Origin of the sequence: Nostoc sp. (genome assembly GCF_036917095.1) — a bacterium.
Classification (GTDB): domain Bacteria; phylum Cyanobacteriota; class Cyanobacteriia; order Cyanobacteriales; family Nostocaceae; genus Nostoc.
In genome coordinates this window covers 338,203-357,365 of sequence record NZ_JBALFH010000020.1, presented here as the reverse complement: position 1 = coordinate 357,365, position 19,163 = coordinate 338,203, and the positions used below count along the sequence as shown (strand labels likewise).

The window sequence follows — 19,163 nt, the reverse complement described above, 5'->3', positions numbered from 1 at the left end:
CTCCCCTTATAAAGGGGAGGGAACCGGATTTTATTGTTTCCCCCCTTTATAAGGGGGGATTAAGGGGGGTAAGAATGTAATTAAAATCACAGCCAACGACTTTTAAAACATCCTCTAAATTAGGATTAACCAAAATGAACAACAATTCAAATAAACCGGGAGAATTTGACGCAGTACTTGGTGGAAAAGTGCCACCTCCTCTTTATGGTGTAGTTTTAGGAGGAAATAAAGGGGTAAAAAGTTCGATTTTAACAGAATCTTTAGACAGAATATTAAAAAGCTTAGAAGAAAAAGATCCAGAAATTGCTTCGCTTTTACAACCAGGCTTAACCCGTAAAGAAATTGATGAAATAACTAAAGATTTACCTTTTAAGTTACCAGAAGAACTATATGAGCTATATCAATGGCGAAATGGATTATCTGATGATGTAGGATTTGGCTTTGCTACATGGAATGGTATTATAGGAGGATTTAGCTCTTTAGAAGAAGCAATAACTGATTTTCAAAACTTAAGAATACGTGGTTGTCCATCTAATTTTCTGCGTATTTTTTTATTTTGTCATCAATTAGGAGGTGATTATTATGTTATTAGCATAGATGAAATAACACATCCTGTATTTCATTTTAACGATCAGGATGAAGATTTTTATATTCAACATTTAAAAGGAAGAAAATTTTTCTCAAGTTTAACAACTCTAATGTATGCGATCGCAGAATGTTTTGAACAAGATGCAATATATAGTGACACTAACTCTAAAGAGCGCACATCTCTGGAGTATGACAAAGATAAAATAAAAGCTATTACCCGTAAATATAATACAGGGAATTTTAAAATTTATAGATCGTAATTTTTATTACTATGTTCAATATGAATCAAATCGTCGGAACTCATGACATCTTATTTATAACTCTAGATACATTGCGTTACGACGTAGCTAAAAACCTATTTGCACAAAAACGCACTCCAAACTTAGCAAAAGTACTCCCTAAAACAGGCTGGGAAGAACGACATTCACCCGGAAATTTCACTTACGCTTCTCATCATGCGTTTTTCGCAGGCTTTTTACCCACACCTGTAACGCCTGGAATTCACCCCCGCCTTTTTGCTTTGGGATTTGAAGGAAGTACCACTACAACTGATACAACTTGTGTATTAGATAGCTCAAATATTGTTACTGGATTAGCTGCAAAGGGATATCATACAGTTTGCATTGGTGGAGTTGGTTTTTTCAACAAACGCAACCCTTTAGGTAATGTAATTCCCTCAATGTTTGCCGAAAGTTATTGGAGTCCAGAATTAGGTGTTACTAACCCCGAATCTACAGAAAATCAGGTAAATCTGGCACGACAAATTTTAGAAAAAACGCCAATTAATCAACGCATATTTTTATTTATAAATATTTCTGCCTTGCATCAACCAAATTATTTCTATTTTCCCGATGCAAAAGATAAAATCGATACCATTGAATCTCACGCCGCAGCTTTGGAATATGTCGATCGCCAATTAGCCAAACTCTGGAATATTATACGACAAAGGCATTCTACTTTTTGCATTCTCTGTTCCGACCACGGGACAACTTATGGTGAAGATGGTTACACTGGACATCGACTTAGCCATCCTGTGGTTTGGACTGTTCCCTATGCAGAGTTTATTTTATGAAAACTCACGCACAGACGCAGAGGCGCAGAGTTCTAAATTCTTTTAAATTTTATGCTGACAATCCAAAATCTCAAATCGAAAATCGCCCAGTCTCCCTATCAAGCATACGTTTATTCTTACCCGCACAAAACAGCTTACCGTCCCCTCACTCCACCTGTGCATCTCCCAGAACTTTGGGCGCAGCAAGATAGACAAGCGCTATTTCTCTATATACATATACCGTTTTGTGAAATGCGTTGTGGGTTCTGCAACCTGTTTACCACAGTCAGCCACAATGAAGATTTTATGAGTCAATATGTCCGCACGTTACAGCGACAGGCGCAACGGATGAAAGCGGTGTTGGGTGATGCGTCATTTGCTAGGTTCGCTATTGGTGGCGGAACTCCCACCCAATTACCGATTCAGCACCTCGAAACTATTCTCAATATTGCTGAAAATACGATGGGTGCAAAATTACAGGAAATTCCCATTTCTGTGGAAGTTTCGCCAGAAACCGCCACTGAGGATAAGTTAAAGTTGTTGCGATCGCACGCCGTCGATCGTGTTAGCATTGGTGTCCAAAGTTTCATCGATTCTGAAGTTTTAGCCACCCAGCGCCGTCAATCTACTACCCAAGTAGAAGCAACGCTGACAAGGATAAAAGAGATTGGATTTCCCACTCTGAATATTGATTTGATTTACGGCTTACCCGGACAAACTGTAAATACTTGGTTGCAATCAATACAAGCTACTTTGCGCTTTCAACCAGAAGAAATTTATCTATATCCATTGTACGTGCGATCGCTCACAGGTTTGGGACGCACAGATCGAGAATGGGACGATATTCGTTTAGCTTGTTATCGAGAAGGGCGATCGCTATTATTGTCAGAAGGATATACGCAAGTTTCCATGCGGATGTTTCGACGGGTGGAAGAAGGAAAAGGTAGCAATCTTTCTCCCTCATCTCCCGTCTACTGCTGTCAAGCCGACGGTATGGTTGGTTTAGGTTGCGGCGCACGTTCTTACACTAATACTTTGCACTACTCCAACGAATATGCAGTGGGAGCAAAGGGAATCAGCGAGATTTTACAAGCATATATTCAAACAGCATATGAATCATTTGATTACGCACACTATGGTTTTCAACTAAATGCTGAAGAACAACGTCGGCGCTATATTTTGTTATCTTTGCTTTCCGACGAAGGACTGAATTGTGCTAGTTATCGTCAGCAATTTGGTAGTGAAGTATATGCTGATTTTCCAGAATTTTCAGAACTGCTTGCTTTGGATTTAGCGATAAAAGATGAGGATATTTTGCAGTTAACTGAATTTGGAATCGAGCGTTCTGACACTATTGGCGCGTGGTTATTTTCTGAGAAAGTTCAGGAATTAATGCAGGGTTATGAGTTGAAATAGTGGGGTTTAAAGCATATTTGTAGAGACGCGATTGATCGCGTCTAAACTAAACATAATTTTACATGACATCCACCGTTGGAGAAAATATGACAAACAATCAAAATCAACCCAGAGAATTTGATGCAGTACTCGGAGGAGAAGCACCGCCACCAGTACAAGGTGCTGTTTTAGGTGGGATTGAAGGTGTTAGAAAACGTTTAGTAAATCCTGATGTTGAGATACGTCTAGCAGCTGTTCAAGATGCATTGAATTATCAAGCAGAAGGTTTAAAATTGGTAATGAATTCATTGCAAGATTCTTCAAGAAAAGTCCGTCAAACAGCCTATAATTTATTATGCTATCGCATTGAGCCTCAAGTCAAACAAGTTTTGCAAGAATATAAGTATTGGGACTTATTTGAGCGAATAGATGAAACCTTAATTGAGGGATATATTTATAATACTTTCACAGAATTCTACTATCGGGAAGTTGAAAGATATGACCCTAACATAGGTCTGCAAAATCCTGCTGAAAAAGCTTATGTTATAGATGATGATGATAATCTTAGTACCTTTTTAAGAGAACCAAAAGTCAATAAAGTAGAAGCTTTGATATTTAGAGGTTACTATGATTTATGGCGTATTTTATCGCCAGAGATTCTAAAAAATATTAAAGCACTTTTTTATGGGCCTTATGACATAGATTACCAGATTTCTTGGACAGCTATTCAAGATATTAGCCTTATCTTAAAAGCATTTCCTAATCTAGAAATGTTGCTAGTTCGTGGTGGAGACGAATGTCATACATACAGTGAGCCTTGGGAAAAATTTATTTCTTTACGTCACGAACATTTGAAAGTGCTAATTGTCGAAACTGGAGGATTAGGCCGTGACAAAATTGCTCAAATTATCTCTCTCGAACTACCAGCATTAGAACATTTAGAATTATGGTTAGGTAGTGATGAATATGGTGGGAACTCTTCTATTGATGATTTAATGCCAATCTTCTCAGGTGAGCTATTTCCAAAATTGACTTATTTGGGGCTGCGAAACAGTGAATATAGCGATAATATTGCCACTACTCTTGTTAACTCTCCTATCATCAATACAATCAAAGTTTTAGACCTTTCATTGGGAAATTTAGGAGATGAAGGTGCTGAAGCTTTACTAAATTGTCCTGCTGTGAATCAGCTAGATATTCTTAATATTTCTAATAGTTGTTTAACTGAAGAAATGGTTGAAAGGTTGAAACTGTTAGATGTCGAAGTTATCGCAGATACAGAAAAGGAGCCAGGCGATCGGTATTGTTCTGTTTCTGAGTAATCAAACTTCAAACAATTAACTGGGATATTCAACTAATATGCACCTTACCATCCTCTATCGCGGCCCTTTAATTAGTTGCAACTACGGTTGTGAATATTGCCCCTTTGCCAAACGCCAACAAACAGCCGCCGAATTAGCAATTGATCGACAAGCACTAGCACGTTTTGTCAATTGGATTTTCCAACATCCCCAACATCAATTTTCAATTCTTTTTACTCCTTGGGGAGAAGCCCTAATCCATTCTTACTATCAGCAAGCACTGAGAAAATTAACGCAATTGCCCAATGTTAATAAAGCAGCAATTCAAACTAATCTATCTTGTAATTTAGATTGGGTAGAGGAATGTAACAAAGATAAATTGGCGCTTTGGGCAACTTTTCATTCCGAATGGGTGTCACGCGATCGCTTCTTACAAAAATGCCTCAATCTAGACAACAAAAATGTCAAATTCAGCGTTGGAGTTGTCGGTTTTCCCAAGTTTCAAGCGGAAATAGCAGCTTTACGTCAAGAGTTACCACACCACGTTTATTTGTGGATTAATGCTGTCAAGGCAGAACTTCCTGATTTATCACCAGAAAATCGAGAATTCTTCCAATCTATTGACCCATTATATGAATTAAATACCCAACATTATCCTAGCTTTGGTCATTCTTGTCGGGCTGGAAAATCAGTGATTTCTGTTGATGGTGACGGGACAATGCGCCGCTGTCATTTTATCAAAGCAGCAATTGGTAATATTTATGATTCTGACTGGGAAGCAGCTTTGTTTGAACAACCTTGTAGCAACCAAACTTGTCACTGTCATATTGGTTACGTTCATCTGGAATATTTAGAAATGAATAAGGTGTTTGGTTCTGGTATTTTAGAAAGAATTCCTGATAATTGGGTTAATCAAAATTGTAATAATGCTATATAGCGTTTGCTAATCATACAAAGTACATCTTAGCCCCCTCTCGAAGAGCGGGGCGACGGTGTACACACAAGTGCTGTCCACATACGTTTCAACTCTTTTACCCATACTTTTGTCAAAGTGAAACTGTCGCACTCACCGACATCTCGCCCAGAACTAAAGTTCAAGGCTAATAGCCCAAGTCCACTCAAGTGGACTGAACGATCGATTTAGTCCACTTGAGTGGACAGTGGCTCTGAGACTCGGAATTCATTCCGAGGCGGGATAGAAACGCAGTGCGAGATTTATTAATTGGGGTTTTTGTACGTGGGAATCATGACTAATTATGCGGACATGATATTAGAGGGGTATGAGTTCAGTTGCCATCTATGCTGTTATGGGAACTTGTAGTAAATATGGAAGTAAGAGACAATGAGCGATCGCTAGCCTTTTTACGCTGGTACAGACTGTTGATTACTAGAAGCCCTTAATTTTTATATTTTTTTGATAAATTTATACTAGTATATTTCCGAAAGAAATATAGTATTAATTAAGACTAACTAATTACTAGTTTGTAATAGTCTATTTATGAGCAATTTCGATCGACATGGAAAAGAAGACGCAACCCATAGCAGCGAGAATCGGCAATACGCCTCCTTAGTAGAACAACTTGATTTGATGATTCGGGCACGGTATCCCTTACTGTATGTGATTACCGTGGAAGAAGAACCTGTAGAAGAAGTGTTGCAGCAAGTTGCATTGCGTTCTGTGCCCAAACGACAGCTTTTATTTTGGGATATTGTTCGTGGTTGGAGTGACAATGGTGCAGATAAAGGTTCGGTGATGGCGGCGTTAGGGCGAATTGGCAAAGCTGATGCCCAAACACCTGCAATGTTTGTACTGCGGGATTTGCATCCATTTGTGAAAAATCCGACTACCGAGAAGAATGCCCCAATTGTGCGGGAGTTGCGAAACTTGACGCGAGAGTTAAAGCGATCGCGTAAAATGATCGTTACCACCAGCCATACTTTAGAACTTCCTGACGAGTTACTGCAAGAAGTGACAGTAGTGGATTTTCCCTTACCTAGCGTTAGCGAAATAGATAATTTAATCCAACAGTTAGTAGTTCCAGATAAATTAAATGTTTCTGGCTTGGCGCGGGAACAGTTAGTTAAAGCCTGCCAAGGTTTAAGTCGCACCCGAATTTCCAGAGTATTAGCAAAAGCTTTAGCTGGCAAACAGCAGGTAAATGAGTCTGATATTGATGGCGTATTAGAAGAGAAAAAGCAAGCAATCCGCCAAACTGGAATTCTAGAATTTTTCACACCCCAAGAATCACTCAAACGAGTCGGTGGATTAGATCAACTCAAACAATGGGTACTAATGCGCCAAGATGCTTTTACCGAAGAAGCCAGACGCTACGGTATTCCTAACCCCAAAGGGATGTTACTTGTGGGCATTCAGGGAACAGGAAAATCTCTTTCAGCCAAGACAATTGCCCATGAATGGCGCTTACCGTTATTAAGATTAGATTCTGGGCGTTTATTTGGTGGGATTGTCGGCGAAAGTGAAAGCCGCGTGCGTCAGATGATTCAGTTAACTGAAGCAATGGCACCGTGCGTTTTGTGGATTGATGAAATCGATAAAGCCTTTGGCAATATTACCAGTAACATTGATGGGGATTCGGGGACATCGCGCCGCGTGTTTGGCAGTTTGATTACCTGGATGCAGGAGAAAACCGCGAGTGTGTTTATTGTCGCCACAGCAAATAATGTCAAAATATTACCAGCTGAATTGTTGCGAAAAGGAAGATTTGATGAAATTTTCTTTTTAAATCTACCTACAGAAACCGAACGCCAAGAGATTTTTAAAGTGCATTTGCAACGATTACGCCCCAATCGACTGCGAGAATTTAACTTAGCTTTGTTAGCCAAGCAAAGCCTCAACTTTAGCGGTGCGGAAATTGAGCAGGTAATCGTTGATGCCATGCACCAAGCATTTTCCACGAGAGTTGAGGGACAGCGCCGAGACTTTAATACAGAGGATATTTTACAGGCTGTAGCGCAGACAGTGCCATTAGCGGCGATCGCACATGAACAAATTGAAGCATTAAAGCAATGGGCAGCACAAGCCGGTGCCAGAACCGCCTCTAATGATGTGCTGTTGGTAGAAGAATTAAAGCAATATTCAACCGAACAAGGAATAGGCCCTTTAGAAGTCGATTAAAATAGAAAAAATACGTGTTTCCTACGCCTCGTTATTTAATCCAAAATCCCAAATCTAAAATCCAAAATTGGTATTATGTCTCATTTCACAACTATCAAAGTCCAAATCAAACACGGTGAAATTCTGCATGAAGTTTTGCAAGAATTAAACTATCAAGTTGAATGCAACACGAATGTACGCGGATATCAAGGCGATACGACTCAAGCCGAGTATGTGATTCGCCAGAAGAATGGTTATGATTTAGGTTTTCGCCGCAGTGGTGAAAATTACGAAATAGTTGCCGACTTTTGGGGAGCAAAAATTAATCAACAGCAGTTTGTTAACTCCATCAGCCAAAAATATGCTCATAAAACCTTGATGGCAACGGTGCAAGAACAAGGCTTTAATGTGGAGGATGAAGAAGTATTAGCAGATGGAACTGTGCGAGTAGTTGTAGGGCGTTGGGTGTAATTATATTGTAGAGAAACTAGATCCCCGACTTCTTCAAGAAGTCGGGGATCTGAAGCTACTGGCACAAGTCTGAACGATAAATTAGCGGAATTTGATAATACCATCCACCTCTTATTTCTTTGCCAGTAATCCAGGGTAGAGAACCTATAGGCGCTGTCTTAAAAGTAAATCTAGATGTTTCAAATGCTGATGAAAGCCATCCTAATTTCTTGTAAATATTAAAAACACTATCACTAGAGTTAGGCTGGTAAAAACAGGGAAGTTTATCCCTATCTTGATAAAACTTACAACCTTCTTCCAGCAATATACGTTTTTGTACACTAAAGCCAAAATGATTATTGCTAAATTTCACCCAGAGTTGATCAATTGTCCGCAGATCAGTTGGTGATAGATTATTAAGGTCATTTATGTCGTAATAAGATTGAGATTTCTTCCCTACAGCTTCCTGAATTTTTTCACCAGTTTCTAAGTTAGCTTGCAGCCATTCTCCAGATGCTAATAAATGACGCAAACTCCTATAGTCTAGCCCTACTTTTGACTTTAAAGGAACATGTTGTAATAAATTTTGTTTTTCATTTTGTCTGAAAGACTCAAACAGTAAATCGTAAGCCACCGACTGTAATACTCCAGTTTCAGTTAAAACAATCTGGTTCAAAAGCTCTTGACCTTCTTTACCATATTTGAGAGCATCTGATAAAGCGGCAATTCTAATTTCCTGCGAATGAGTGCTATCAAGACGACGCTTAACGCCTTCGATTCCGCCTAGAACTAGACCGGAAACTGGAGGTGGTGCTTGTCCACCAATTACAGCATCATATTCTCGCGGTTGATTGGGATTCTCTGACATCATTCTCTTCCTCGACTCTAATACCAGTATTCCCAATTAAGAAAATGCGATCGCACTTATTTGGAATCACACCCATATCTTATTCTATGGAACTCGCCAGACTTCAATCAATTCCCTTACGCAAGTAACAATAGTCTGTTCATCTGGGCTAATAGCAATACTTGTAGCAGAAGAATTAGGGATTTTAGCAATAAATTCTGGTGTCTGTAAATTCCAAATTTTAGCATTGATGCCACAATTAACAAATTTTTTTCCATCATAACTAAAACTTAACATGCTTATCTTACCACTATTAGGAGATAAAGTATTTATTTCTTTACCAGTTCTCAAATCCCATATACTAATGTTGTTGGATAAATCATCATCGCCAGTTATTAATGTTTGTCCATCGGGACTAATTGCTAGTGATAAAGTTATGCGAGGAATCCCATATATACGAGGATGCGGTATTAAAGTATAAATCTCACTTCCTGTTTTTAAATCCCAAATTTTAATAGTTTTATCAAAACTGGCGCTTGCTATGATTTCTGTATCTGCATTAACTGCGACGGAAGTTATACTTTTTAAATGTCCTTTGAGAGTGTAAATATTTTCTTTTGTTTCTAAATCCCAGACGAGAATATTTCCCGCTTCATTACCGCTAGCTAAAATTTTGCCATCATAACTGAGAGCAATAGCGGTAATAATATTACACTTTCCCGACTCCCACAATTGTTGTCCGCTAATAACATGACTTAATTGCTCAGTATTGAGATTCCAAATTTCAGTTCTAATGGTCTTGTCATGCTTATAACCATTTATCGCCAACGTTTGAGCATCTGAACTTAAAATTAAATGTGTTGGGTGGTCTTCCATTCTGGTACCAAATGTTTTATGGATGGTGCCAAGTTGTTTTCCAGTACTCAAATCCCACTTTTTAATAAAAAAATAAGTCCCACCAACAATACTGCCATCTTTTTGAGGCTTTTCATAACCACTAAGGTTAGTGCAACAACAGACTAGGGTTTTGCCATCGGGATGAATGGCGATCGCTGAATAATACTTATTAAGCTCAATTGTATAAACACACTCAAAAAACCGATAGGGATTAAATTCTAAGATTGCCTGTTTTACTTTTAATTCTGAGATATCCCGCAATAATTTATATGCTGCTAACTGTACCCTTTTTGATGGGTCTTTTAAAGCCTGAATTACTAAATCCCAGCCTTCCTGTCTATAGTTAATGAGTTGCGAAAGCGCTAAAACGCGGTAATTTTCATCACTGTTAGCGAAACTTCGTTTTGCGCCTTCCAATCCGCCTAAAACTACACCATCGACTGGCGGAGGATTTTTTCCGCCAAGTACAGCATCATATTCTCTGGGTTGTTTGGTATTATCTGGCATCGCTTTTTACCTGTTGCTAAGGGACTTCCAAATAAAAAAACATACAATTTTTCTTGTGGGGTGGACATCTTGTCCGCCCCTAGCCCAGGGCGGGCGAGATGCCCACCCCACAAGATTGGATAATTTATTTCTTGGTAATCCCTAATACCCAGTGTTCCCAAATTTAGGCTATTTTGCAGCTTGCTAATTTCTCTGCAACCGCAGACAGGGTTCTGCAACCTGTCCAAAAGTCACCTAACCCCCAACCTATAAATGCACCGCCACGGGGTAGGTGTCCGACGTTAGCACTCAAATCGAATTTCAAATCATTCCAATACCGCCAAGCACCTTGAGAAAACCATCCCACACCTTTACCAAAGCGACACCACGCTTCCCAGTCAGGATTGGATGTACAGCCAACGATTTGCCAGATATGCGTCTGTACAACAAAGCCAAAGCGTCCATTGCTATATTTTTGCCAGAGAGTTTCAATCGTGTTTAAATCTTCACAAGGGAATTTTTCAACGTCTGATGGGTCTAAAAATCCTTGTGGTTTGCGATCGCATACGCGCAGCATTATACTAGCAGTCTCTTGGTCTGCATCTTTCCACTTTCCAGAAGCAAGCAAATTTTGCAAACGACTGTAATTTACATCAACCGCAGAGATTAATGGTATATCACTGTGTAGATGGGACTGTACTTTTGCTAATGCTTGTTCTCCCAGCAGTGACGATACTGTAAATTCCAACTTTTCCGATTCAGTATTTACAATCTGAAACACCAATTTTGTACCAGCTTGTCCATACTTTAGGGCTTCTTCAACGGCGATAATTTGTTGTTCTAGGGATGTAGCGCCGATCAACCGTCGTTTAATACCTTCAATACCTCCTAAAACCACACCATCTTTTGGAGGTGGTACTTGTCCGCCAAGTACTGCATCATATTCTCTTGGTTGATTGGGATTTTCTGACATTGCTGTTTTATTTAGAAAATGCTTGCACTCTGTCAATACAGCCCTGCTGCACTGCTTCAATTAAAATATCTTTTGCACCTTTTCGCTTAAAGTAAAGTGCTGCATAATTACGTTGTAGCTGGGTGCCATTGAACAGGTAATGTCGAATTCGGTCTTGACCTTGAGAAGTATCAACTAAGCCCAGTGTAAAGTCAACTAACTTGTAGGTGGCGCTATTGCGGTCATATTCTAGATTATCCATCAGCGTATCGACATCGGACACTCCGCCAGCACGCGCCATCGCCACGAAAGCATCATATCTGTCAATTTTATTACCATACTCCTGAAGTATTTCTTGTACTATAGGTTCTTGTCGAGAAGCTAGTAGTGAATAAGCTGCTTGGCGTACTTTCCATAATTTATCGTCCAACGCCCAAATTACTAATTCCAAACCTGCTTCGCCATACTTGAGTGCTTCTTCTAGTGCAGCGATTCTTTGTTCAACTACCGGATTTGCCAACCGTCTTTTAACACCTTCTAGTCCTCCTAAGACTACAGCACCAGGAGGCGCTTTTTCTTGACCACCAAGGACAGCATCATAAACTGTTGGGCGATTGGAATTTTCTTTCATCAGGTTTTTAATGTTGAGCCTACTACTTAGTATTCCCAATCATTTGAGTTAGGCGATCGCATCCCTAATATTTGACTCGACTCGCTTTTTCTATGACTTAATACCCCATATTTTGATAGTTGCATCTCTACTGCTGCTAACAAGAGTCTTGCCATCGGGACTGATAGCTACACAATAAACCCAATCAGTATGATCTTTGAGAATGCGTAGGCATTCCCCAGTTTGCAAGTTCCAAATTCTGATAGTTTTGTCTCTACCACAACTAATAAGAGTGCTTCCATCTGGGCTGATAACTACACAATAAACCCACCCAGAATGTCCTTCAAGTGTGAATTGAAGCTGTTTTGTCTGTAAATTCCATACTTTAATTGTTTTGTCTTTACTGCCACTAACAATTGTCTGGCTGTCTGGGCTAATAGCTACAGACTCCACACCATTTGAATGTTTTTTAAAAGTGTGTATAAGTTCTCCAGTTTCAAAATTCCATACTTTGATAGTTGCGTCATTACTACCACTAATAAGAGTTTTTCCATCTCCACTAATAGCTAACGCTTGAACTAAGTAGTGTGAATGTCCATTCATGGTACGTATAATTTGTTCTGTTTGCAAATCCCAAACATTAATTCCGCTATTCTCACTACCGCAGGCAAGCGTCTTTCCATCTGGACTAATAACTAGAGAAAAAACTCTGTAAGTAAATTCTTCTAAAGTTTGTTTACGCTTTCCACTTGGGAAATCCCAGATTTTGATTTTATGGTCACCGTCATAAGTTCCTCCTCTACTAACTAAAGTTTTTCCATCTTGGCTAATAACTAAAGAATTAACGTCAAAATTATTTATAGAAAAAGCTTGGAGTTGTCCGGTATGCAGATCCCAAGCAGTGATGCCTCTTCCAGAACTGAGAAGAGTTTTCCCATCTGGACTAATGGCAACAGCTGTGACCAGTATCTTCTGCTGTAAAGTGCGGAGGCAAGTGATTTTTAACCAGTGATTATACTCTTGTAACGACTGTTTGACTCTTGCTTCTTCTCGGTGGCAAAGTAACGAATAAGCAGCCCACTTTAATTTTCCTGATTCATATTGCCAAGCCTGAATTACTAAGTCTAAACCTGCTTCTCCATAATTTAATGCCTCTTTTAGTGCGGCAGTTTGCGCTTCTATATCTACACTTTTCAAGCGGCTTTTAACACCTTCCAGTCCCCCTAAAATCATACTACCAACTGGGGCAGAATTTTGAGTTCCTAAAACGGCATCATATTGTTTAGGTTGATTCTGTTTCTTTGCCATTGCAATTTACCAAATTACGATTATTTTTTAAACGAACCGCCGAGGCGCAGAGGGAGCAAAGAGAAGATTATTTGAGTTTGGCGATCGCTCCCCTATCAACTAACATTTTTCCCGTCAATAAATCCTTTACCGTCACTACTAATACCCGTTGTTCATTGACTTCAAATTGTGCCTGAATTCGGTCTATTCCCGTTTGTCCAGGCGGTTCGATATGAGCGACACATACTTGTTGATGATGAGTTTCCAAAGAGCGATAACTATCTTGTTTTACTAATTGGCTACTCGTCATCCTTCCTTGAGTATCGTAATAAACTTCTGCTTGGGAAACTTCTGCTACTTCCCCAATATCAAGGCGAATTTCTCGCTGTCCCTCTGTGGCGACTTGCAGAGTTAAAGCTTCAGAACGCGCCCCTGGATACTTTGCCCCTTTTTCTATCAAAGTTAAATAAGAATAACTTTTGCTGTGGGGTTCCCAAAGACGAATAGCATAACTGTGGCGCAGGTAATCATCAACTGCTGCCATTTCACTTAAAGCTAATGCGCCATGTGCGACAGCTTCAAAGGGTTTGTCTAACTTTACCTTTTGTCGTCCAAAATAGGAAATTACTAGTTGTTGCACGGCGGGAATTTGACAAGTGCCACCTACTAATAAAACCTGTTCAATTGTAGATTTACCAATCCCTTTAGCAAGTGCGATCGCTAATACTTCATCTATCGCCTGTCTTAACTGTTCTAATAATTGTTGATTTTCTAAAATTTCGCCTAACTCGTCCATATGTAATTGCAATTCATGGGACATAAAATTTTCATCATCAAACCAACTTTCTTTCGCCTCATCTGTTGCCGAAAGTTGAATTTTTACCCTTTCTGCTACTTCCAGCAAATTCATAAAGCCGATTTCTCCAACATCAGTACGGGAAGAACCGATTTTTTGCAGGTAATGTTCGACAATCCATGTATCAATATCTACGCCGCCAATAAAAGCATCGGATTTAGCGATAACTTCGGCACGTACTACTTGCTGCTCAGATTCAGCGCTGACAGTTCGTACTAAACTTAAATCTAGAGTACCGCCGCCAAAATCAACTACCAAAACCACAGCCCCAGGATGCTTGACAGCATAACCAAGGGCGGCTGCGGTAGATTCATCGACAATTTGCACTGCGGGAATATTTAACTTCTCGCCCAAATTGCGGAACCAGTCAAGATATCGCTCAAATGCACCCACGGGAACTGTAAAAATAACGCTACTGGGTTGTAATTGCTGTTCAACCTGTTGCCAAATTTCCTTGAGAAACAGTTCCGAAACCACCTCAGCGCTATAACTATTACCATCCAACTGTCGGGGAGGCGGCACAAAATCTGCCGCCAAATCGCGTTTAAAAGCTCTAAAACAGCGTTCCGGCTGGGCAAACCCCAAGCGTTTGGCGCGTACAGATTCACCAAATAAGATGCGATCGCGCCCTTCCACAAATACTAAACTAGGTACAACGCTAACTTGTTCCGCCCCAACCTCAAACCGACGCGACATCGATTCAAATCTCAACGTCCGTGGTTTTTGCGTGATCAAATCAGTAGTACAAACAACAGTATTGCTAGTACCAAAATCAATTATTACTGTAGTCATTGGTCATTTGTCATTTGTCATTGGGCAAGAAGGCAATATGCAATAACATTTCTTAAATTTTTAATTTTTAATTTTTAATTTTTAATTGTTTGTCCCCCTCCCGGTAAAGTGCGACTAACTTTCGCAGGGACAAGAATTCTTCCTTGATGCTGATAACCGACAAATCGGATGTAAACTAACTCATCTTCAGCAATATCAGCAGCGTCTGGTTGATGAATTTGAGGATTGTAAGGTACTTGTTCCCAAGGTTTGCCTATCTGTTCGTAACCCCATTTATAGAGGAGATTATCTAAAGAGGTAAACATCGAAAGCAGATTTTTCGCAGGTAATTCTGGTTTAACGCGCACCATCTGATGGATGCTGGGATAGTTTGTTAACAATGTCTGCAATTGCTCAAATGTCGAAGAACGTATTTCGTCTGTCAGTTCAAGACGCTGCTGCTGCAATTCCTCATGCAGTCGCAAGCCTTCCTGATGCAGTGCTGCTTTTTCCAAAACAAGCTGGTGTAACTTTTGCTCTAAATCTAAGTAATTTTGACGAGTTGCTTGTAGTTCATCCTCTAGCAATTCAATCTGCGATCGCGCCAATTCTAACTTGTTAGTTTCCAAGTCTGCTTTGGGAGCGATCGCAGCTCTAATTGCTGGAATAATCAACAACAGAGTGCAAATCCCTATTGCCATTGTCAAAAGGCTTAAAAGAGAAAACATTCCTATCTGCATCCCTCTTAGATTTCTTTAAGAGATTGGTTTTGTGCAACTGTCTCGCCCTCACTGCCTTCGTAATACTCAGGCAATAATTCTTGATTTTCAACTTCTCCTAAAGCCTTTTCAATTCCCGATGTTGTACTTGTGCAACTCGAACCAGAAGCATCGATTACTGTTTCAGTAATTTTCCCATCTTTACCAATGCGATACTCAATTTTTTGATACTCAGCCATAAATAGACTCTTTTGATTTTTTAGGGTTTTAATCGTGTTGTACCAAATTCTAGCCAACGGCAATTAACACTGGCACTAGTACAAATAAATACGTGAGAGCTTTCGCCAACAATTAAAACAAATGTACTAGTTTAAGTCAATAAGATTTAATATAATTTACGCACAATCAGGAAACAAACCGAGCCAAGCTTGGATGGTTAGGAATCGCGCCGAGCGATCGCATTTTATCAATCTAGGGGAATGATAGCCAGTAGTGCAAGCTGAAACCATCATGTCACAGAATCCCAACCAGCCAAGACCTTTTGATGTTGTTTTAGGTAGCCAAACACCTACCCCAAGCGATGCAGCAGTTTTAGGAGGACTGCCAGGAGTCAAACAACGGTTAGCCAGTACTACCCCACAAAATCGGATTGCAGCGTTAAAAGAAGCCCTCCAGCACGGGGATGCAGGCTTAGATTTAGTTATCCAAGCTTTGCAAAATGAAGTCACACAAGTTAGGTGGGCTGCTTATTCGCTGTTAGGGCAAAGAAAAGAACCTCGCATAAAACAGGCGTTACACGAGTACAATCCTTGGAAAAAGCTCACATGTCTGCGTACTTTGGAAGGGCATTCCAGGTTTATTAGCTGTGTCGTCTTCAGCCCTGATGGACAAACTCTTTTCAGTGGCAGTTGGGACACAACAATCAAAGTATGGGAGTTTGCAACAGGACGTTTAATTCGCACGCTGGACGGAGGTGGATATTATGTTAGTTCTCTAGCCATTAGCCCTGATGGTCAAACTCTTTTTGTTGGACAGGAAAAGAATTTTATCAAGGTTGTGGATTGGCAAACTGGAAAAAAAATTAGCACTTTGCGTACTAGGTTACATGCAAGATTTACGTGGATTTACGCTCTAGCCGTTAGTCCAGATGGGCAAATTCTTTTTAGCAGCGACTATTCACTCAAAGCCTGGGATTGGCAGTTGGCAAAAGAACTTTACAACTTGTATGCTCATCAGAGTGAGATTTGTTGTCTCGCAATGAGCTTAGACGGACAAATACTAGTCTGTAGCAGTCAGAACAATAGGATCACCGTATGGGATTTAGCAACAGCAAAGCAAATCCATATTTTGAAGGGACATTCAAAAGCAGTTACCTCCGTTGCCATCACTGGCGATAAAAAAACTCTTGTTAGCGGTAGTTGGGACGCTTCTATTAAAGTGTGGGATTTGGAAACGGGAAAAGAAATTTACACTCTTATTGGAGATCAAACCCAGGTTAATTGTGTAGCGATTAGCCCAGACGGGCAAACCTTCTTTAGCGGCGGTGAGGAAAATACAATCAAAGTATGGGATTTGCAAACCGGACAGCAGATGAGCATCCTAAGAGGGCACCAAGCTCTTCTTATTAAGAGTCTTGCAATTAGCCCAGATGGGCAGAATCTGGTTAGTAGTTGCAGTTGGGAAAAAACTATTAAAGTGTGGGGACTGCCTTAAAGACAACATAACTAGCTCATTGGGCTAAACTTAAGAAAGTTATGAGGACGCAAATATGACTGACAAAAATCGTTCTCAATGGGACTTAGGCAGGTTTATCGAAACCCTGACTTACTTTGAGGTAATTCCTTTCCTTAACTGGGTACAGCAGTTAATCCAAGGTCGTCCTAAGGATAATCAAAATAGACCCAATGGAGGAAGAAACGTGGGTGTAATATTAGTAGCAGGTGCAACAGGTGGTGTAGGTAAACGAGTAGTGCAGCGATCGCTCCAACAAGGTTATAAAGTTCGCGCCCTAGTTCGAGATATTGACAGAGCCAGGTCAATTTTGGGTAATGATATAGACTTGGTAGCTGCGGATATCACCCGCCCAGAAACTTTAACTTCTTTAGTTATGGCTGATATCCAAGCTGTAATTTGTTGTACAGCAGTGCGCGTGCAACCAGTTGAAGGAGACACAGCAGATAGAGCCAAATATTATCAAGGTGTTAAATTTTACCAGCCAGAAATTGTTGGCGACACCCCAGAAAATGTAGAATATCAAGGTGTTAAAAACTTAGTCCAAGCGGCGGCAAAATATTTACCCCAAGCAAACGAAAAACCGATATTTGATTTCACCAAGCCATCAGTAGAATTAAAAGATTACTGGGGGGCGCTGGATGATGTCGTTATGGGTGGCGTGAGTGCCAGTAATATCCAATTACTAGAAAATACAGCTTTGTTTGCTGGTAATGTCTCCACGGATAACTCTGGTGGATTTGCTTCTATCAGAACTAAGAATTTCGATCCACCCTTCAACCTATCTGATTGCGAAGGTGTAAAATTGCGCGTCAAAGGTGACGGTCAGCGTTATAAAATCTTTCTACGGACAGATACCAAATGGGATGGTATAGGCTATAGCTATTCTTTCGATACCGTAGCTAATACCTGGATAGATGTTCGCATTCCCTTTGCAGATTTGATTCCTGTATTTCGGGCAAAAGTTGTCAAAGATGCGCCGCCAATTGAGCAAAATAGAGTTTGTTCATTCCAACTGATGTTGAGCAAATTTGAATATGATGGCGCTTTGAATCCCAAATTTTCTCCCGGTGGTTTTGCTTTGCAGTTGGAATCAATTAAAGCTTATGGCGATACAACTTTACCACAATTTATCCTCGTCAGTTCAGCAGGCGTGACTCGTCCCGGTCGCCCCGGCATTAATTTAGATGAAGAACCGCCAGCAGTGAAATTAAATGACCAATTGGGAGGAATTTTAACTTGGAAGTTGAAGGGAGAAGATAGTTTAAGAGAAAGCGGAATTCCTTATACAATTGTTAGACCTTGTGCTTTAACTGAAGAACCAGGAGGGAAGGAATTAATATTCGAGCAAGGCGATAATATTAGGGGCAAAATTAGCCGTGAGGATGTGGCAGAACTTTGCGTGCAAGCTTTAAAATTAGCAAAAGCTTCTAATGTCACGTTTGAAGTAAAACAGGGAGATAATACTGTTAACTCTATCGATTGGCAGAAGTTATTTTCTGATTTAGTAAAGGATAAATAAGTGAAGTGACTACAGACTTATACTCTGTAGCCATCCCAATATATACTGTCTAAATAGACTGTTATGAAAAAAATCCAAGTGCTAATATTTGCCGGGATTTTAGCAACAATTCTCTGGGGTGGATTATTTGGAAACACTGCTTCATCCCAGCAAGTGGAGTCTCGCATCTACAACCTAGAAGCGGACTTAAATCGTGTCGAGTCACGATTAAGCCAGATAGAGTCTCAACTGGGTTCAAGTCGCCAGTCTTCCCCAAGAACAACACTTACCCCACGACAGTCAAGTGGTTCTAGAAGGAACTTATCACAACAAGATCCGATGTTCGATCGGCTGGCAACTTTGGTGGTTGAATTGAAGCAACAAGTCAACAAATTAGAGGCGCGAGTTGCTAAATTAGAAAGTCGCTGAGTATTTAAATTATCCTATCTAGTTTTCAAAACTTCTTACTAGTAGTCTGTCTCATTAAATTTCAGGGATAAGAGAACGAACCGCGTACTCCTACGGAGAAGCAAGCTACGCGTAGCGTCTCGCAGAGAAGGCGCGAAGTACGCAAAGGAAGAAGGAAAGAAGAGAAATTGAAATTTG

The 19,163-nt window shown here is 40.1% G+C and carries 19 protein-coding genes; 10 read left to right on the top strand and 9 right to left on the bottom strand.

Features of this window, described 5'->3' with window-relative positions:
- Positions 1-134: 134 nt before the first annotated feature.
- The 7 genes from V7L01_RS09625 (at position 135) to V7L01_RS09595 (ending at position 7,921) form a co-directional block, all read left to right on the top strand.
- Positions 135-848, top strand: coding sequence for an SMI1/KNR4 family protein (locus tag V7L01_RS09625; RefSeq protein WP_335034092.1), 714 nt, complete (start codon positions 135-137; stop codon positions 846-848).
- 20 nt (positions 849-868) lie between these two features.
- On the top strand, positions 869-1,660 hold the full coding sequence (locus V7L01_RS09620) for an STM4013/SEN3800 family hydrolase (RefSeq protein WP_335034090.1): 792 nt from the start codon (positions 869-871) through the stop codon (positions 1,658-1,660).
- A 51-nt stretch (positions 1,661-1,711) separates the two neighbouring features.
- Positions 1,712-3,055 (top strand): STM4012 family radical SAM protein, encoded by a 1,344-nt coding sequence (locus tag V7L01_RS09615; protein ID WP_335034088.1) that lies wholly within the window; start codon positions 1,712-1,714, stop codon positions 3,053-3,055.
- Positions 3,056-3,141: 86 nt separating this feature from the next.
- A complete protein-coding gene (locus V7L01_RS09610) occupies positions 3,142-4,356 on the top strand; it encodes a HEAT repeat domain-containing protein (RefSeq protein WP_335034086.1) in 1,215 nt (404 codons plus the stop codon).
- Between the two features lie 37 nt (positions 4,357-4,393).
- Positions 4,394-5,272 carry an STM4011 family radical SAM protein gene (locus V7L01_RS09605; protein ID WP_335034084.1) on the top strand — a complete coding sequence of 293 codons (879 nt, stop codon included), beginning with the start codon at positions 4,394-4,396 and terminating at the stop codon, positions 5,270-5,272.
- 651 nt (positions 5,273-5,923) lie between these two features.
- Positions 5,924-7,471 carry an AAA family ATPase gene (locus tag V7L01_RS09600; RefSeq protein ID WP_442936958.1) on the top strand — a complete coding sequence of 516 codons (1,548 nt, stop codon included), beginning with the start codon at positions 5,924-5,926 and terminating at the stop codon, positions 7,469-7,471.
- 75 nt (positions 7,472-7,546) lie between these two features.
- Complete coding sequence (locus V7L01_RS09595) at positions 7,547-7,921, top strand: DUF1257 domain-containing protein (RefSeq protein WP_094333579.1); 375 nt, start codon at positions 7,547-7,549, stop codon at positions 7,919-7,921.
- 55 nt (positions 7,922-7,976) lie between these two features.
- Here the strand turns inward: V7L01_RS09595 and V7L01_RS09590 are convergent, their stop codons facing one another.
- From V7L01_RS09590 to V7L01_RS09550, 9 genes are all read right to left on the bottom strand, one after another.
- Entirely contained in the window at positions 7,977-8,768 is a 792-nt protein-coding gene (locus tag V7L01_RS09590) for a GUN4 domain-containing protein (protein WP_335034080.1), read from the bottom strand.
- Between the two features lie 84 nt (positions 8,769-8,852).
- Positions 8,853-10,061, bottom strand: a complete 1,209-nt coding sequence (locus V7L01_RS09585; RefSeq protein WP_335034078.1) for a WD40 repeat domain-containing protein — start codon at positions 10,059-10,061, stop codon at positions 8,853-8,855.
- 11 nt (positions 10,062-10,072) lie between these two features.
- Positions 10,073-10,219 (bottom strand): hypothetical protein, encoded by a 147-nt coding sequence (locus V7L01_RS09580; protein WP_335034076.1) that lies wholly within the window; start codon positions 10,217-10,219, stop codon positions 10,073-10,075.
- 95 nt (positions 10,220-10,314) lie between these two features.
- Positions 10,315-11,103 carry a GUN4 domain-containing protein gene (locus V7L01_RS09575; RefSeq protein ID WP_335034074.1) on the bottom strand — a complete coding sequence of 263 codons (789 nt, stop codon included), beginning with the start codon at positions 11,101-11,103 and terminating at the stop codon, positions 10,315-10,317.
- Between the two features lie 7 nt (positions 11,104-11,110).
- A complete protein-coding gene (locus V7L01_RS09570; RefSeq protein ID WP_335034071.1) occupies positions 11,111-11,713 on the bottom strand; it encodes a hypothetical protein in 603 nt (200 codons plus the stop codon).
- Between the two features lie 90 nt (positions 11,714-11,803).
- Complete coding sequence (locus V7L01_RS09565) at positions 11,804-13,000, bottom strand: WD40 repeat domain-containing protein (protein WP_335034069.1); 1,197 nt, start codon at positions 12,998-13,000, stop codon at positions 11,804-11,806.
- A gap of 67 nt (positions 13,001-13,067) precedes the next feature.
- On the bottom strand, positions 13,068-14,627 hold the full coding sequence (locus tag V7L01_RS09560) for an Hsp70 family protein (protein ID WP_335034067.1): 1,560 nt from the start codon (positions 14,625-14,627) through the stop codon (positions 13,068-13,070).
- Between the two features lie 74 nt (positions 14,628-14,701).
- Positions 14,702-15,334 (bottom strand): hypothetical protein, encoded by a 633-nt coding sequence (locus V7L01_RS09555; RefSeq protein WP_335034065.1) that lies wholly within the window; start codon positions 15,332-15,334, stop codon positions 14,702-14,704.
- Between the two features lie 17 nt (positions 15,335-15,351).
- Positions 15,352-15,564: a DUF2997 domain-containing protein gene (locus V7L01_RS09550; protein WP_335034063.1), complete on the bottom strand. Its 213-nt coding sequence runs from the start codon at positions 15,562-15,564 to the stop codon at positions 15,352-15,354.
- Between the two features lie 271 nt (positions 15,565-15,835).
- Between V7L01_RS09550 and V7L01_RS09545 the strand changes: the two genes are divergently transcribed.
- The 3 genes from V7L01_RS09545 to V7L01_RS09535 all read left to right on the top strand — a co-directional run bounded on the left by V7L01_RS09545 (position 15,836) and on the right by V7L01_RS09535 (position 18,986).
- Positions 15,836-17,038, top strand: a complete 1,203-nt coding sequence (locus V7L01_RS09545) for an eIF2A-related protein (RefSeq protein ID WP_335034061.1) — start codon at positions 15,836-15,838, stop codon at positions 17,036-17,038.
- A 55-nt stretch (positions 17,039-17,093) separates the two neighbouring features.
- Positions 17,094-18,578: a CIA30 family protein gene (locus tag V7L01_RS09540; RefSeq protein WP_335034059.1), complete on the top strand. Its 1,485-nt coding sequence runs from the start codon at positions 17,094-17,096 to the stop codon at positions 18,576-18,578.
- Positions 18,579-18,641: 63 nt separating this feature from the next.
- Complete coding sequence (locus V7L01_RS09535; RefSeq protein ID WP_335034056.1) at positions 18,642-18,986, top strand: hypothetical protein; 345 nt, start codon at positions 18,642-18,644, stop codon at positions 18,984-18,986.
- Positions 18,987-19,163: the final 177 nt, after the last annotated feature.

Bases quoted from the DNA above. Each gene is read 5' to 3' on its own strand.
- V7L01_RS09625 (WP_335034092.1), top strand. From the start codon at position 135: ATGAACAACAATTCAAATAAACCGGGAGAATTTGACGCAGTACTTGGT.
- V7L01_RS09620 (WP_335034090.1), top strand. From the start codon at position 869: ATGAATCAAATCGTCGGAACTCATGACATCTTATTTATAACTCTAGAT.
- V7L01_RS09615 (WP_335034088.1), top strand. From the start codon at position 1,712: ATGCTGACAATCCAAAATCTCAAATCGAAAATCGCCCAGTCTCCCTAT.
- V7L01_RS09610 (WP_335034086.1), top strand. From the start codon at position 3,142: ATGACAAACAATCAAAATCAACCCAGAGAATTTGATGCAGTACTCGGA.
- V7L01_RS09605 (WP_335034084.1), top strand. From the start codon at position 4,394: ATGCACCTTACCATCCTCTATCGCGGCCCTTTAATTAGTTGCAACTAC.
- V7L01_RS09600 (WP_442936958.1), top strand. From the start codon at position 5,924: ATGATTCGGGCACGGTATCCCTTACTGTATGTGATTACCGTGGAAGAA.
- V7L01_RS09595 (WP_094333579.1), top strand. From the start codon at position 7,547: ATGTCTCATTTCACAACTATCAAAGTCCAAATCAAACACGGTGAAATT.
- V7L01_RS09590 (WP_335034080.1), bottom strand. From the start codon at position 8,768: ATGTCAGAGAATCCCAATCAACCGCGAGAATATGATGCTGTAATTGGT.
- V7L01_RS09580 (WP_335034076.1), bottom strand. From the start codon at position 10,219: ATGTCCACCCCACAAGAAAAATTGTATGTTTTTTTATTTGGAAGTCCC.
- V7L01_RS09575 (WP_335034074.1), bottom strand. From the start codon at position 11,103: ATGTCAGAAAATCCCAATCAACCAAGAGAATATGATGCAGTACTTGGC.
- V7L01_RS09570 (WP_335034071.1), bottom strand. From the start codon at position 11,713: ATGAAAGAAAATTCCAATCGCCCAACAGTTTATGATGCTGTCCTTGGT.
- V7L01_RS09565 (WP_335034069.1), bottom strand. From the start codon at position 13,000: ATGGCAAAGAAACAGAATCAACCTAAACAATATGATGCCGTTTTAGGA.
- V7L01_RS09560 (WP_335034067.1), bottom strand. From the start codon at position 14,627: ATGACTACAGTAATAATTGATTTTGGTACTAGCAATACTGTTGTTTGT.
- V7L01_RS09555 (WP_335034065.1), bottom strand. From the start codon at position 15,334: ATGTTTTCTCTTTTAAGCCTTTTGACAATGGCAATAGGGATTTGCACT.
- V7L01_RS09550 (WP_335034063.1), bottom strand. From the start codon at position 15,564: ATGGCTGAGTATCAAAAAATTGAGTATCGCATTGGTAAAGATGGGAAA.
- V7L01_RS09545 (WP_335034061.1), top strand. From the start codon at position 15,836: ATGTCACAGAATCCCAACCAGCCAAGACCTTTTGATGTTGTTTTAGGT.
- V7L01_RS09540 (WP_335034059.1), top strand. From the start codon at position 17,094: ATGACTGACAAAAATCGTTCTCAATGGGACTTAGGCAGGTTTATCGAA.
- V7L01_RS09535 (WP_335034056.1), top strand. From the start codon at position 18,642: ATGAAAAAAATCCAAGTGCTAATATTTGCCGGGATTTTAGCAACAATT.